4 protein-coding genes and 2 pseudogenes are annotated in these 17,445 nt (G+C 34.5%); 2 read left to right on the top strand and 4 right to left on the bottom strand.

Translation table 11 applies throughout. From position 1 onward, the window contains the following. Positions 1-39: 39 nt before the first annotated feature. Positions 40-1,503 (bottom strand): annotated as a pseudogene (gene mutL / locus OPR21_RS04710) (DNA mismatch repair endonuclease MutL); the annotation flags it as partial. Between the two features lie 92 nt (positions 1,504-1,595). Further along, positions 1,596-2,030: pseudogene (gene rnhA / locus OPR21_RS04705) on the bottom strand (ribonuclease HI); the annotation flags it as partial. A gap of 382 nt (positions 2,031-2,412) precedes the next feature. Here rnhA and OPR21_RS04700 point away from each other — a divergent pair. Further along, positions 2,413-3,342, top strand: coding sequence for an Rpn family recombination-promoting nuclease/putative transposase (locus OPR21_RS04700; protein WP_265029659.1), 930 nt, complete (start codon positions 2,413-2,415; stop codon positions 3,340-3,342). Between the two features lie 158 nt (positions 3,343-3,500). Here OPR21_RS04700 and OPR21_RS04695 read toward each other — a convergent pair whose 3' ends face one another. Both OPR21_RS04695 and OPR21_RS04690 read right to left on the bottom strand, forming a co-directional pair. After that, positions 3,501-12,161: an ankyrin repeat domain-containing protein gene (locus tag OPR21_RS04695; protein ID WP_265029658.1), complete on the bottom strand. Its 8,661-nt coding sequence runs from the start codon at positions 12,159-12,161 to the stop codon at positions 3,501-3,503. A 30-nt stretch (positions 12,162-12,191) separates the two neighbouring features. Continuing rightward, positions 12,192-13,505 carry a hypothetical protein gene (locus OPR21_RS04690; RefSeq protein WP_265029657.1) on the bottom strand — a complete coding sequence of 438 codons (1,314 nt, stop codon included), beginning with the start codon at positions 13,503-13,505 and terminating at the stop codon, positions 12,192-12,194. A gap of 739 nt (positions 13,506-14,244) precedes the next feature. On the opposite strand from OPR21_RS04690, the gene OPR21_RS04685 reads away from it, so the two are divergent. Then, positions 14,245-17,373, top strand: a complete 3,129-nt coding sequence (locus OPR21_RS04685; RefSeq protein ID WP_265029656.1) for a host RNA manipulator TomO — start codon at positions 14,245-14,247, stop codon at positions 17,371-17,373. Positions 17,374-17,445 lie beyond the last annotated feature (72 nt).

Below are 17,445 nucleotides of genomic sequence, written 5' to 3'. Positions count from 1 at the left end.
TCTTAGTTTATTCCTTTCTTGAGATCATGTACAGGTTCTGAGAAGTTTTTGTCTTTTTATGCTTGTTAAGCACTCGTATATCAATCTCTCATAGGCTGCATGTTGATCTACTATAATCAGCCTATCTCCAGCCTCAGCAATAATGTAAGTATTGTAGACCTGACAGCGTGCATATCCCAGAGGATAATCCTCTATTAAATCAATTTGCTCCCTTTCTAGAACCATAGTCTCCGCTTGTAGTGGTAATCTCTGTATACCAGTATAGTCAAATGATTCTGACCGTTCTGATAAGCCTTTCTCTCCTGCATTTGGCAAGTTGAATTCTTTCATTAACTGATTCTCAAAAGGACTTGGCCTTCTTTCGTAAAATTCTTTTCGACCCTTTACTTCTCTGCTTTTTCCATTATTAACACGCTCATTATTCCTTTGACTTTCACTAACATCAAAAGACGAACCACCCAGTTCTTCTCCAATACCTTGACACCTAGATCCATCAATATCACTCACTGAAGAGGTACCTATTCTCATTGACAACGCTTTTATTAGCCCTCTTCTCACTATTTCATATACTAGCCTCTTGTTCTGAAACCTTACCTCTGATTTATTTGGATGCACATTTACATCTACTTGATCGTATGGTATCTCTAAGTGCAGCACTGCAAAAGGATACCTCCCACTTGGAATAAAGTCCTGATACGCATATCGAATTGCACCAATAAGTAGATTGTCTTTTATTGGCCTGCCATTAACAAACGTATAGATCTGAGTTGAATTACCACGACTAATAGTTGGTTTACAGATGTGTCCCGTAAGTTTGATGCCGTCTTCTTCCTCTTTAACTTCCAGCGAATTGCTCTGAAATTCTTCTTCTGTTTCACATAATCTGTTAAATAATGAAGTTTGCTTAACATATTTTAAGAGCTTTTTATTACCGGAAGTGAGAGTAAACCCAATACTATAGTTAATCATTGCTAAGTTATTTACAATGTCAACAATGCTTTGTGTTTCTGCCCTCTCGGTTTTTAGAAATTTTAATCTATTTGGTGTGGCAAAAAATAAGTCACGAATTTCAATATATGTACCTTGCAACAAAGAACAAGGGATAATCTCTCTTATTTTTTCTCCTCCCTCATATCTTATAGACCATGCTTCCTTTGCTCCACTTGCCTTAGATGATAATTTCATTCTGCTTACTGCTGCAATTGAAGGCAGAGCCTCTCCTCTAAAGCCAAGATGTCTGATCTCTATTAACTCACTATCACTTAATTTTGAAGTGGCATGCCTCATAAGTGCTAGTTCCAGATCGTTCTTTTCTATTCCATTTCCATCATCTGTCACAGTTATAAGGTTACGTCCACCACTTTCTATTTTGATCTCTATCTCTGAACTTCCAGCATCTATTGCATTTTCTACTAATTCCTTTACTACACTCGCTGGCCTTTCTATTACCTCTCCTGCTGCTATACGGTTTATAGTTTTTGTGTCTAAAAGAATTATTGCCATAACACTCCCTCCAATCTATGAAACTTAGAGCTCCCTCTATTTTTTTGTGATTTCTTGATCTCACAATCTCTATATTTTAGCTTTTTAGATTCCTTTCTAGCAAGTCTATCTGCCTCTTCATTATAGGTATTACCACTGTGAGCCTTAACCCACTTCCAGTTAATATCATGCTGCAAGACAATTTCATCCAATTCCTTCCATAACTCAATGTTTTTTACTGATTTTTTATTGGCTGTCTTCCAACCATTTGTTCTCCACTTATTGATCCACTCTGTTATACCTTGTTTAATATACTGACTATCAGTGTGTAAAACAACTTTGCAAGAAACTTTCAACATCTTTAGCCCGTTAATCACAGCCTTTAACTCCATTTTGTTATTCGTTGTGTTTTCTTCACCTCCAGAGATGCGTTTTTTGATAAAGATACTTTTATTTTCATACATCACCACGGCTGCCCATCCACCAGGCCCCGGATTTCCAGAACATGCTCCATCTGTATATATTATAACCTTCTTTTTTTCGCCCATACTTACAGGATATAGATTCAACGTAAATTTGCTACTGAAAATGTTGACATGAAGTTTCAAGATCTTTATCATATACAAGGTGTAGGGAGCCCGTCCTCTCGATGTTAGGTAATCGTATTTGAGTCTTTGTACTCGCATTTTTTTTGGAGCCTACACCAAAGTGTTTTTGAAACTTTTTATAGCTTATCAGTTCATTTGCTAGGGTTTTAAGGCAGTTATAAAACGATGACTAACACTACATCTAAAGCCTAAACTGTAATTCTCAGGTGATCTTTGACAGATGTTTTTTTTCATCAACACATTCAAAGCTTAGAAAAACAAAAGGGTTGAATATTTCTTCACAATTGTGTATAATTATTAATGCTTTTTATCTTACTTTCTTATGGCTCTTTCGAAGTTTCTTGATGCACGCAATGATTATGCCTTTAAAAGAATATTTGGCACTGAAAAGAATAAAGATATCCTTATTCATTTCTTGAACGATATTTTAGGCTTCACTGGCTTAGCTGCTATTCACGATGTTGAATTCTTGGCTACCATTTTGGACCCTGAAATTGCCGCTAAAAAGCAGAGTATTGTCGATGTTCTTTGTAAAGACTCTCAAGGTTCCAGATATATTATAGAAATGCAGTTCACTAAGACCAAAGGCTTCGAAAAGCGTGCTCAATATTATGCTGCTAAAGCGTACTCAAGTCAAGCTGATCAAGGTGATAATTATCATAATCTCAAGGAAATTATCTTCATAGCTGTTGCTGATTGTATTATTTTTCCAGATAAGGCTGAGTACAAATCTAATCATGTCATTTTAGATCAAAATAGCTTTGAACATGACTTAAAGGATTTTTACTTCGTATTCATAGAACTACCAAAATTTACAAAGACAAAAGAAGACCAACTAGAAAATATAGTAGAAAAATGGTGTTACTTTTTTCGCTATGCAGGAGAAACAAGGGAAGAGGATCTAGATAAGATAGTTGGTAGTGACGTAATAATAAAACGAGCTTATGAAGAGATGAATAAGTTTAATTGGTCAGAAGAAGAGTTACTAGCATACGAGCAAAGGAAAAAACGTCTAATGGATGAAGTGGCTGCTTTTGCTCAAAAATTTGATGAAGGTGTTAGGGTTGGAGAAGAAAAAGGCATTCTAATCGGCCATCAAAAAGGTAAAATTGAAGGTAAAATTGAAGGTAAAATTGAAGGTAAAATTGAAGTTGCAAAAAACTCACTCAAGGCCGGTGTTTCTATAGATGTTATAGCTCAAATTACTGGTCTCTCTCATTCTGAAATTTCACAACTCAAAGAAAAAACATAATATTCCTACTTATTCACTTCAACATTTATGAAAACCTTTCTTAAGTTAAACATACCCCATAATTAAGAGTCTAATGAACTGTCTAAAACAACTATAAATATTATACATAAAATAACATAGATTACTACCATGACTAACCCTCCTATTCAGCCTTCCATTTATTTTCCGATTTCATTCTTATTGCCTATAATTTCTACTTCATCCATGTTAGTGCCAGGAACTCCAAACTTTTCCTTACCTTGCTGTATAGCTCTTATAATCATATCCTCATCTATAAACCTCATTGATCGTTCTCTTGGTGATAAAAGATTTTCATGAATCGGTTGTTTATGTCTCCTCCCATTAACAAGACGAACAGCTAAGTCACCTAATATTAGTGCATTATCTACCACAGCGGTGTTTATTTCTGGTACAACTGTAACATTTGATCTTACTTTTTCCCGATTAGAAGAGCAGCTCCTATTTGGAATATTTCCTTTGGGTGTGCTTAGTGACTTTCTAGATTGTGGTATGGTAGCACTATACATCTTTTCTAACCCTGCAGAGCATGGACCGGTATCTCCTAATTTAGAGTTTTCCGATTCTTCAGCAGCAAATTTGTCTGCTACACTTGATATTAGTCCACCACCTTTTTCTTTTATCCAGTCAAGTAACCCTTTTATCCATGAAGATGGTCTTGTGCCACTACTTGCTACTACCTCAGGTTGATTACTTAAATCTATAGCAAGATGACGGCGTTTGCGTTGTGCAGGGCTTCCTCTTTTTTGATTGAGCTCTTCTTTTAAATATTTCACAATTTCAGCACGCTTTAGATCAATAGCAATATCTAATGGTGTTCTCCCACGATTGTCTTGAGTATTAATGTTAGCACCTTTGCCTACAAGATACTTTACTACATCTAAATGACCATCACGAGAAGCTAAGAATACAGGTGTCCAACCACTTATATCAGCATCGTTAACACTTACTCCCTTGCTTAGAAAAAATTCTATAATGTTTTTATGATTCTTCTCAGCAGCAAAATGTATAGATTTTTTACCAAAAATATCCTTAGCATTAATATCAGCACCTTGTTCGACAAGATATTTTACTACATCTAAATTACCACTCCCGGAAGCATCATATAAAGGAGTCCTTAAAGAATAATTTTTAACCTCTAAATTTGCACCCTCTTTAATAAGGTACTTTACTACTTCAAAGTTACCATTCCAAGAAGCCAAATGCAGAGGCGTACTACCTTTCTTATCTTTAGCTTCTAAACTAGCACCTCTGCTAATAAGATCTTTAACTCTATTAAGATTACTACCTCGCACTGCAGTCAACAATTCTTTATCTAAGCCTTGTTGCGCTGGCTTTAAAATCTCTACTATATCTAAGTAACCTTTTTGAGTAGCAAGATTTAAGGGTGTTTGATCATCCATATCCTTAACATTTGGATTGGCACCTCCATCAAGAAGAAGCTTCACTATATCCAACTTGCCTGTTTTAACAGCATAGTGTAAAGGTTGCCTATTACGGTTGTCTTGAGAGTAGATATAAGCACCTCTCTCAAGCAGAAATTTGGCTATATCCACATTACCTTCTCCAGCAGCAAAATGTAAAGGTGTTCCTTTATATTCGGTTGTTTCACCATTAATATTAGCACCCTTATTAGCAAGAAGCTTAACTACATTCCATCTACTTCCCTGAGCAGCAAGAATTATGGGTGTTCTACCAAATTCGTCTTTAACTTCAATGTTAGCATTTTTATCAAGAAGAAGTTTTATTACATCCAATCCATCTGCGTTAACAGCAAGAAGTAATGCAGTATTATCGTTTTCGTCTTTAGCCTCAATATTAGCATCCCCATCGAGAAGAAGTTTAACTACCTCAGATTTATTGTTTTCAGCTGCTATATGTAAAGATGTTTTATTAAGAAAATTACTTCGAGCCTCAATATTAGCACCTTCATCAAGAAGAAGTTGAACTATATCTAAATTACCTTCTCGAGCAGCAAAATGTAAAGGTGTTCCTGTAAATTTTGTTTTATGCTCAATGTTAGCACCCCTATCAAGAAGAAGTTTAACTATATCAACATTGCTTCCTTGAGCAGCAAAGTGTAAAGGTGTTCTAGAAAACACATCTTCAATATTAACTTGAATACCTCTATCAAGAAGAAGTTTAACTATATCAACATTGCCTCCTTGAGCAGCAAAATGTAAGGGTGTTTTATCATCATCACCTCGAGCCTCAATGTTAGCACCCCTATCAAGAAGAAGTGTAACCACACTCAATTTGCCTTTTTTAATAGCTAAATGTAAAGATGTTTCACCATCATTATCTCTAGACTCGGTGCTAGCGCCCTTATCAAGGAGCAGCCTAATTACATTCAATTTGCCTGCTTCAACGGCAACATGCAAGGGTCTTCTATTATAATAATCTTGAGACTCGGTGCTAGCACCTTTATCAAGAAGAAATTGAACCATATCTAAACTGCCTTCTTGAATTGCAAAATGCAAAGGCGTTCCTACGTACGTTGTTTCATTGTTAATTTCAGCATAATAATCAAGAAGAAGTTTAACTACACTCCATTTACCTGATCGAGCAGCAAAGAGTATTGGTGTCCAACCATTATTATCTTGAGCTTCAGTGTTAGCATCTTTGTCAAGAAAAAAACCAGCTATACTTAATTCACCTTCCTGGGCAGCCCAGTGCAGAGGACTACAACCATGAGTGTCTTGATCTTGAACGCTAAAATATTTTCTATCAAAAAGAAGTTTTACTATGTCTAGTCTACCTTCTTGAATAGCCATATATAGAAGTGTTAATTCATGCTTACTTTCAGTATCAATACTTTCAATTTTTCTGGTTAAGTCTTTAGCTCCATTGATATTGTCTTGTATTATAGCATTGAACGCTTGCTCTTTTAATAAAGTTACTTTCTCCTTATTAAATTCCGCTATGACATCTTCTGAATTGCAAGTAAAAACTATGCATTTCAAATTAAAAACTGTTGTGTCGTTAAAAGCGAACATCACCTCTCTTGCCTGCTGATAAGTATTCCAATTTTCTATTTCTACAAAAGTATTATTTTTATATTCTAATATTAAAGCATCATTATCAATTTTGATATTACAATCTAGTATGGATTTGTCTCTTAAATCCATTAAACCAATCTTACCTTCATTATTAGGCTGGTTATGATAAATTTGTAAACCTTCTTGGCTTGGTAAATAATACTTGGAAAGGTTAAAATCACTACCCTCTTCTATCATCTTTACAAATCCCTCTTTGAGAGCATCTGCGTTATTAATTTTATCCACCTCATTCCATAATAATATTTCTTTATCATCAAATTTTATAGACAATGTTTGCATTTTAGGTTCCCGATGAAAACCATCAAACAATATAACATAATTATCTTTTTCTTCTGAATTACGATCAAAAACATTAGTCATAGCAAGAATATTTTCAAGATAAGCAAAAATGTACTGTCCAACCTTTTTATGCACAATCAACTCGCCTTCTTTTTCTATATCCTTAGGCGTAATAACAATAATCTTTTTATTTTCATCGAAAACTAAAGGTAATGGTTTTAGAATCCATGTATTATCATCACTAAGCATGATTTGCAGTTGTGCATTATTCAGAACTACATGAAACATTCTATACCAAAGGTTTTCTAGTGCATTTCTTAACCTCACTGTCGAAAAATTACCAATAGATGATTGAACTGTAAGTAACAGATCATTGCCGGACTCACTAATTTTTAGACTTCCCTCTTCTGAAAAGTCATTCTTTATCTGTTTCATAACCTGACGCAAATCCAGAGTATCTAAAAAACCCTCTGTATTAAAGTGGTGAAGAGTAACCTCAGGAATACACGACTTAACATCAATATTTGGAGCAATTACATATACATTATGACCACCATTTCCAACTAAGTGAGTTTTGTAAAGAGGATCGTTATGTAGAGCTTCTTGCTTTCCGTGTCCTATAGTAACAATCTCATTGCTTGCTGGTAAGTGTATAAAAAAAGACACTCCTAAACGATTAGCCATTTCAGGGTAGTTATTGATTATAGTATCTAATGATGCATTACTACTTTGGATAGCATATAAATTGTCACTCTTACCTATTTTAATTTCAGTACCATCACTTAATTGATAAGAAGTTTGATTGTGGACACCTGAAATGGTAACATTAAATTTATCATGCACATTATTGTTTAAAAGACTAAAAGTAATAGGGTGAGCAATATGTTCACTATTAAGAGGATCTCTTTTTACCTTATTACCATTTCTTAATTGATAGAAAGTTTCCTCATTTGTTATATTGACAAATTTCTCATCAAGAATAATATCACTACCCACTAAATCAAAAGTACCGCGATTACGTGAAGTTGTACCCATTCTCCAAACAGTGCTTGCTTTAACTTCAGAACCATCGCTTAACCGATAAAGGGTTTTTTCACGGATATCTGAAATAGAAGTATTAAATACTTCAGATGTATCATTGCTTGAAATACTAAAATTAATAGGTGTGTCAAAAGTTATATACCTTTCCTTAATGACATTTTGAATCTCAATACTCTTAAGATCATAAATAGTATAATTGAATAAAAAAGCGTGTACAGCAGGTGAGTTGTTTTTCAGTAGGTTAACGTAAGCTTCTCCATGACTAGTTGGTACAACATAACTAAAATTTCCCATCAATGCTTCATTATCTATAGTAGTGCTTGGCCTTACTACTACTTGCATTCCATCAGAGCAATCTTTTTCCATAAATATTTTTATAATATCTACATCATTACTATTCCGTCCACCTCGACCATCTACATATTTTGTACCACAAGTACAATTTATCACTTCCCTTTCCCCTTCTCTAGCAAAAACTTTATTTATATTGTCCATATCTATTAAAGTCTTATCAACATTGCTTACATGACTTATATATCCATTTCTACCCAAATTAACTTTTATGTGTACCTCTGACATAAATTTATCTAGATCTATTGTGTCTCTACCATCTCCCCCATTGATATACCCACTAATGTTACTTCCTTGTAAGATAAAAGTGTCATCCTTAATTCCTCCAGTAAAGTTCTTATCTCCATCTTCCACCAAGAATACATTAGGACTATCCATAAACCCTTGTGCAACATCATCACCTTTGCCTAACGCAATAAGAGTATGATTGCTTGGCTTATTAACAGAATCTTCTATACCAATTGCATTTTCACAAGCATAGGCTCCTCTACTTGGAACCTGTTCATACTCTCCCCTTGGAATACAAAACAGACTCCCTTTGCTAGGAGAGTCTGGTCTTGCTCTACTCCATTTGATATCATTCCTTCTTTTATCAAGAAATACCTTACTATCTGCATCTACTTGAACTTTATGATCTTTATCAAACTGCATAGTAGGAAATACGTACCTGCTAATTTGTGAGTTGTTTCGTAGAAATTGGAAATTCTGTTCAACTAACTGATTGTAGAGCTGCTTAAGTTCAAGCAACTTCTTTATATATCTTTCAGGTTCCATATCCAAAAATGCACGGGACCCCTCTTTGAATTTTTCCCATCCTGTTAAATGAATATGTTCATCAATTTTTTCAACTTGCCTAACTGCATGATAAATTTGAGTTCCTAGTATTATAATTCCTCCTGCAGCTTCCCCAATAGGGCCAGTAAACGATGAAACTCCTTCTATTAGCTCTGACAATTCAGCAAGCTCTACACCACTTTCTGCTAAATCTATTACTATGAAAGAGCTGTCACCTACTACCCCTACCAGGGCATCTGGGTTACCAGCCTTAAGCTCCTTTATTTGTTGTACAAGGTCATAAGCTATAAAAGCCGAAGTTCCACGTGCAAGAAATGGAGAAGCCATCTTCAGTGAATTACCTAAAATTGTTTTTCCACTTAAGATTAACTCTTCCCCTTTTACTAATGTTGCCCCTGATAATTTTCCTGACACATGACCACCTGAGATAAATCCTAAATTAACTGCTACATCTTTGTAGTCACCTCGGATAAAATCAGCTAATGTATCTTTGATGATTACTCCTTGAGTAACTATATCAGAAATTTTTCCTGCCCTATTCAAGTGACTCACAATTTTCTTATTATTGCTAAGCCTATTAACTAGATTTTGAAACTTACCCACCCTACTGACGACATTTTCTACCTTCTCTGCGACACTAGGCTTTTCAATAATGCTTTTTATCTTTTCTTTATCCTCTATATTTTCTTTCATCACCTTTATAATATCCCTAATCTCTGGGTCTATTGAATTTAGATCTATATCTTTTATCTTTGCAATAAATGCTTCTTCAATATTTTGACTTACAACTTCACCTTTAGATATCTGCTGAGAAACCTTGAAAAGCTGATCATAAAACTCAATATTCTTTACTTTTTCCACTACCTTGTCAGCATTGAATAACTCTTTGATACGCTGTTCTTTTTCTTTCTCTGTAATTTTTTCTTCATTACGTGAATCTATGCATGATATACCTATATCACGCTTTTTCCTTGTTGCACATTGGCTAAAACTAAAAATAGAACTATGAACTACCTTAACAGGAGTAAACTCATTTTTGCTTGGTAGAATAAGAGAATCTGCATTACTCGCTCCTTTGTCAAAAACCACACCTATACAAGCCACTTTATCACCATCTGTAAGTGTTTTATAAGTAACACCTTTTACATATTCTTTATTTATCTGATCATTTGCCTCTTCTACTAATTTACCAGTTGTTTTACCTTCCCTTGGTCCTTTAAGCTCTAACCCTACTGGATCGTATTCTTTAGCACTGCTAGCTTGATCTGCAAACTTAATACCATGCACGACCATATCAATACGTTTTCCCCTTCCAGTTTGAAACTCTGTTAATACTAATGCTCTGTTTTCTTGTGATTCTCCTAGCTTTATATCACTATAGTGGCTAAATGCTCCGTGAAATACAGCTTGAGTATGTGCTTCCCTTTCTATTAGAACTTTAAAAGGTAGTACTGCTTCACCTAATTTTCCAAATAACTCCTTGTACTTGCCTATTGATTGAGATCGATCTTGTGAAGAAGCAAGCTGAGACTCTAGTACTGCATCAAATTTTTCCTTTAACTCGGCAGGATAAGGAATGTTTTTCCATTCTCCATTAAAAGATTCTTTTCCCCCTTTATACTCATTCAAAGAATTATATCTATCAATCTTTTTTATATCAAAAAAATCTGGTTTTCTTTCCTCTTGTAAACTTATACATACTTCTGTTATTTTACCAACTTTTGGTAGATTAATAGGTATCTTTTTCTCACTAAACTCTCCTTTCCCTCCTTCTCTAATATGAAAGATAAACACCTCTTTATCCTGTCCTTGATTTCCTTTAGTCAGCATAAATGTTGTCACAGGCCTTTCAGTTGATTGTGCACCCGATCTTGTAGAAGAAGCAAGTGGGTACTCATTATATAAAAATACGGATTTCTCTAAATCAATATCTACAAATTTATCAGCGAGAAGAAGTTGCCCTAACATGAATCTACTGAAGTAATTACCTCCTTTCTCCGGCGTACCAGGAAATGTATGATAAATACGTTCTAGTGGCTGTTTTATTTCCTTTTTAAGATCAGCTATTGTACTTTCTTCACCATTCCAACTTGAAGTTACTTCTAGAAGTTTCTGTATCGTAGGTCGAGCAGGCTTCCTGTCAGCAGGTGGAGATATATACATTGAAAACTTTTCACCTTCAGTAGAATCCAAATTTAACCCTACACACAGTACATTATCTGAAATAGTCAAAACACGCATTGTATTTGGCTGAAAGCCTTTTGCATAATCTTTTGCTTGCTCTAATGCACTACCCGGTGTTGTACCAGCAGCCGTTCCGGCTTTCAATTCAATAATAATGGGAACAGCATTTAATGATCTACCCCTACCACGAGGCACTAGAACAATATCAGCGTAACCTCTTCCTGCAAATTGCTCTAAGTAAACCCTGAGATTATGTCTATAGCGGAAATTTACTAAAGCTCCTGCTACAAATCCATGATGTGCCGCTTCTCTTGTTCCTTGAGCATAGGTAAGTGAATTCTTATATTCAGAGTGAACTTTACTAACTTTTTTTAGAATATTTTCAATAGGCTCTTTCACTTTTTCCACATCAGGATTAGTCAGCTTCGCTATATCACTTTCTGGATTATTCCATACCCCCTTTTTTATTTCCTTAAACTCATGTGTTGTAGAAGCATCATTGTCCAATTTATTACTTTCTACATTAACAGATATTCCTGCCATTTTCCCTTTGGCATCTTTTTCTTTAGTAATTTCTACCAATCTCACACCTAGCTTACCTTGATCTCTAGCTAGCCTCACAACATCATTCCTGGCAACTTTAGTATTGCCTAATATTTTATCTAGCTCACCGTAGCTAAACTTTTTCTTTGTGCTACCAGATTCTGCAATAACAAAGAGCCTTACTTTATCAGCAGCATCTTCTGGGCTTTTGATTTCTCCTTTTTTAATAACAGCTACTTTTAGAGTCTTTGAGCTGTCAAAACTAAAATATATTTTCTCAATACTCAGCTTTGTTGCAATTTCCGTGTCTACCAAAGTAGAAAAGCTTCCTAAAAAGAAATGAGGGAAAAATCCTTCCTTAGCTACTGAATGCAAATACGATGGAACCTGGTCAATGTATGATTGAAACCTTGCCTTAAAAGATTCAAAATCACCTCCTTGTTGAGTCGAAGTGCTTGAAGCAGCTCCTGTTTCTCTAATTAATAACTCTATTAATTCAAAATCCTGCACTCCTTCATTATCAACTTCTCCTTGTTTTCGTTTAGGCATATAACCCTCCTTTTAGATATATAATACTCTTTAATGATCACCTAACCCCACATAAGATTGACCATGCACTTTACTGAGCTCTACCTCAGCTAAATCACCACTCGGAACAGGTTTGTTCTTTTGATCAAGTCTTTTATCAGCAGATTTACCATAGGCTAAAAACTTACTTAATGATTCATTGTCTCCTTGCTCTAATATAGAACGTATATAATTTGCTTTTTCAGAAGACATAAACTCTTTGATTTGTCTAAAATTAGCATTATCTAACATTGCCCACACTGGCTTCATAAAACCTTTTTCAACCAAATGCACTGAAAATTTTCCTTGAAAAGAAGAATCTTCCATCATTTCCTCGTCCAATATGAAAGTACGATGATTATCAAATCCTTCTTTTCTCCACATATGCATAAAAACTTCCACACCCTCACCTAAATAATGCTCTGGACAGTCCTTTATCATGAATTTTAACCAGAGACGGTAATCATCTTCTGTAATATCACTTGGCTTTAAACAATCAAACAATTCCTGAAATTTATCAAAACTAAGCACGTCCTTTATTCTATTTAAAGATCCATAATAACCATTCTTTCCTAAATCTCTTTTCAAAAGTTCTGGATATCTATCAGGACTTATTTGACTGAAACAAAACTCAAACACATCAGGATATCCATTATCGTGTGCTGCATGCACTGCAATTTTCATAAAAACTTCATCTTTCTCCCGAGCACTTAACTCACTTTCAGGTAATGACTGAACCTTATCCCAAAAGAACTCTACTGCTTCTACACGTCTTCTATTTGAACTTATTGCTGCACGGTGTAGACCAAAGACATAGGGATGCTGACCTTTTAGATCTAACTCTGAAATGTATCCACTAATGAAATGTGACCAAAATTGCATCATTGCATCTGTACACCAACTTCCACTCATTCTTTTAGCTAATTTCTTTAATGCATCTGAATCACCATCTTTTGCTTTATGCTTCTGTTTAAAATGTTCAAATAGAGAAATTATATCCTCCTCTAAGCAACACCAACATGCGATTTGGTAAAGATAAAAGTCCTCTAGCGGATTATTTGTACCCTTCCAACTCTGGGGTTCAATCATCTTTTTAGCCGCTATTCTTCTATTAAGTCTGATACCATGTATTGTGTCAGTTTTTTCCCAACATTCTTCATTTGATAATATATCCAAAAAGAACGGAAGTTTTTTTTCACCCCAACTGTCAAATATTTCCAAAAATGCACCGCACCAATTTTTCAATTGAAGTTGTTTAGATTCTTTATAAGGATCATCATCTTTAATAATAGAGAAAACAGCTTTCCTTAGTTCATCACAATCCATAATTCTTACCTCCATAAAAAAAGCATACAGAGCTACAATAATTTATAAACCCCATACCAATTTCAACATCATACTACACCTTTGTAACCTGTCAATCACTATTTAAGAAAAATTTTCTAACCCAAAGTAGTTTTAGGCAAAAGCCTCTTAATAGGCTCAATACATGACATTTTATTTATTTTGAATTTTGTTTCATCATGAGCTTATCTTAATTATTCTTCCACAAATAAATTAATATTAATTTAGCAAAATATATTATTAAGATCTCCAGTAAAACAACCATTTCCAGCGCTCAAAACCAAGGTCGGTGAGAAGTGTTCTTTTTGGAATCTTATGGTCTACCGCTTGATTCGTGCGAACTTTTTTATATGGTGATTTTATTATACGCTAAAATTAGCTATATTGGCTCACTTTCTCTAAATCTGCGTACGAACTGGCTTGCCTAACTTTGTTGCAAAAATTCCAGGCTCTTATTTTCATAACCCTGTTTTTGTGCAACTTATTCTCACAAATATACGTACTTTTTTAGATTTTTGGACAAGTAAATAATTAAATTGTTGTTGCTACTAGTTATTGCAATATTTTACCTAAAAAATGCTCATTCAAAAAATATTGCTTGTATCGTGGAAGGCGGAGAGATGGATGATAATGATAGCCTATTTGTCAAGGAATTAATGATTTGCTTGGCAAGATTATTGTTTGGCGCTATACTTAATTGGTTATTAGTAGGAGATAAGATATGGTTAATCAAACTGACTCTCTAGATTTAAGTTGTGTTAATTTGGGCACAGAAGAAAATCAAGAAATAACCAAAGATCGTCGCTATTCTGGAGATTCAGGCATCGAAGAAAAGGAAGAGTTTGAAGTTTTAGATGGCGAAAATCAAGAGATACAAGCTAATCTATGTGATACACTCCCTGAAGATCTGAGTCTAGAGAATGCAATACTTACAAACTTTCCTGATGGTTGTGATAGATCATTTACTGTAGAGTCGAAAGATGAAGATTCATATGACATTATTCCTAAAAATTTAACTTTAACTAAAATAATAAATATCTTAAATCAAGCTATAAGGGAAGATGATTGTGAAGAATTAGACAGGGTTGTACAAAATATTGAAAATTATGAAGGCAGGTCTATTATTCTGGATAATGTAAATTTAAAGAGTTTTTGTGAGCAACAACTTAACTTAGATTTACGAGGTAGAAGCGATCACCAGCATATATACTCAAATATACTATCACAGTATAATTTTGATCAGGAGAATTTCAAGTGTGATTATTTAGTAAAAGAATTGGTATTAATGGCAATTGCAGCTAATAATAAGCTGATAGAACAATATCAGGGCATACTTTTTGCTGAAGGAAATTTGAGTCTTTTACCTTTACTTGTTGGTGGTCAAAAATATATTGAAGCTTTTATAGGAAAATTCCATGGTACCGATTGGATTTATAGAGGATTAAAAGATCAAGCCATACAATTTATTGAACCTAATAAGATTGGCTTCTTCTCAGCTATAGCATTAAGAAAAGAACGAAATTTATTAGACACAGTTTTTGTTGAATTCATCTTAAAAGATCTTGAACAAGTATTAAAAACAAGTAATCCTGATCCTTTGTATGGTGTGCTTGAAACAGCATCTCTGATCGAAAATGAAGAATTTATCGTGATAGTGCTAGGTGCGTTTGAAGGATATATTAATAATCCGGATAAAAAAGATCTGTTAAAAAACAGTTTTGTTACTTTGTTAGAAACTGCGATAAGCCAAGAACACATATCTGTCGTTGAATACTTGTGTAAACGATACACTAATAGTGCAGATCGTGCCATTTATAATGTATATAAACAAGCATTTACAGATGATAAAGTTATTACAATACTAAGGCAACAGATCCTGAAAAACATAGGAACTCGTGGCAGAAAAGAAATTTATGATTTAATTCTGAAAACCGCATTGGATGCTGGCAATGTTACATTTATTGAGTACATATGCAAAGAATGTGCTGAAAGCGTCAATGATGTTATTAATTATCTTGATCATAAACTTAAAAATAACGAATTTGATGAAACATATGAATCGGTTCTAGTTGCATTGTCTAATATTGAAAACATAAACGTTATAGTCAATGCACTTTCTTACACTAAAAAAATCTATCAAAACGTATCACATAAGCAAGTAGTCAGGCAAGCCATACGGAATATACTGAGAAGTGCAACACACTACTCAACAGGCCAAGAAGATTACTCCTTAATCAAGAAAGCATGTTACTTATACACAGAAGAGGGTGCAATTAACGTAATTTTTCAAGAGGAGTGTGGGATTTTTAAATCTAGCATAGAAAAGCGCATAGAAGACCTGGAAAAGGAAAAAAAATTATTACAATCTGAAGCTTTACGTGAATATAATTACAGCTATTTGCCAGGTATTGTAAATGGATTAGCTCAGACTGCTTACATAGCATATGATGAATACACTAAAGATCCAAAAAACAATAAACGTCAAAAGAATATTAATCTAATATTCAGTTTAATGCAAATTAGAAATATTCTACAATTTTCCATTGATGTGCAAGAATGTTCCTGTCATGAACGTCAAGATTTGTGGGATGAAATGTACCAAACTCCTGGAACTTTTATAATACGAAAAAGAAGTAATAACGTTGCAGATGAATTAGAAATTCCAGTTATAACAAAAGATGTTCTTACACAAAAGGGAGAAAGTGATATACTAGATGGCATGGTGGTTTCAATAATGGGGCTTATAAGTGATAATTTTAAGGAGGATAGAATGCATAGTAGTGACCAAAATACAAGAAAAGAGTTGTCTGATGCTATCTTCAGTCTTGATTCTCAAGCAGTAAAATGTTTAGTAGAACGGATAAAGCAAGAGGGCAATAATGCAGAACGAATCATTAATTGGGCTTTGGAGAAAGCTGATGAGACACAAGTTGGGAAGAAAGATCAAGAGTCTAAAAATAAGATTAAAGAAATCAGAGAATTTCTTACAGTAGAAAGTAAAAGTATTGGTGCTGCTGCAGGTAGCCAAGAAGTCCCTGTGGTAGAGCTTAAAGAAAGTGAATCAGATTCACCGAATTCTGAGGATGATGGTTATTCTAAGCTTGAAAGTGATAAGTCTGCTGGGGATTCTTCAGGTTCTAGTATTAATTATCCATTTGAAGAAATTAATGAAGTAGGAATATCTGTAATTGAAACAATAGGGTCTGTAGCTACTGCAATAGCGTCAAAAATGCCTTCAATGGCCACTGAAGAATCTAAATCCGAGCCTGATAACCTAAATGACGAGCAAGATGATCAGCAAAATTTAACAGTACCTACAGTATCAAGTTCTGTAAGTGAGGATGTTTCGACATCTAGAAGTGATGGAAAAGAGTCTGTAGTAATTACACAAGGCAGCCAAAATGATGGTGAACATGATAAAGTCATGCCTGAAGAGCACCAAGATGATGCTGCTATGCAAAACACGCAACCAAAAACTTTAGTTGTTGACAGCAAGCCTAGCAATACAGGTGTTGAGGGTGATGAGAAAAAACAAGCTCTTGTTCAGCCTACTGAACCTGTGTCAAAAAATGCTCAAGGCAACAGCAAACAACCTAGTTATCCAAACAAAAACAACCCTGCTCCACAAGATGCAAAAAGTAAGTTGCCTGTGATAGCTGCTTCTATGTTAGCAATAACCGGAGTTGCTACAGGAATAGCTATTGCAGTTTATTTAGAAATGTTAGCAGTGGGAATAGCAGTTGGAGCTTGTTGTCTGGTTGCCGCTGCAATTGTATATTGCCATAGCAGGCCTTCAAGTTCCCTTGAAAATAGCAATGTTCAAGAAAAAATAGCGAGAGATGTTACTTAAATATTCAGTGATTCCATAATAATTCAGAGATTCTTCTAAATAGATTATCTTATTTCGTTTTTTAAAGTTTTT

Origin of the sequence: Wolbachia endosymbiont (group A) of Philonthus cognatus (assembly GCF_947251755.1) — a bacterium.
Lineage (GTDB): Bacteria > Pseudomonadota > Alphaproteobacteria > Rickettsiales > Anaplasmataceae > Wolbachia > Wolbachia pipientis.
The sequence above is the reverse complement of the archived record's forward strand: the minus strand, read 5'-3'. Positions and strand labels throughout refer to the sequence as shown.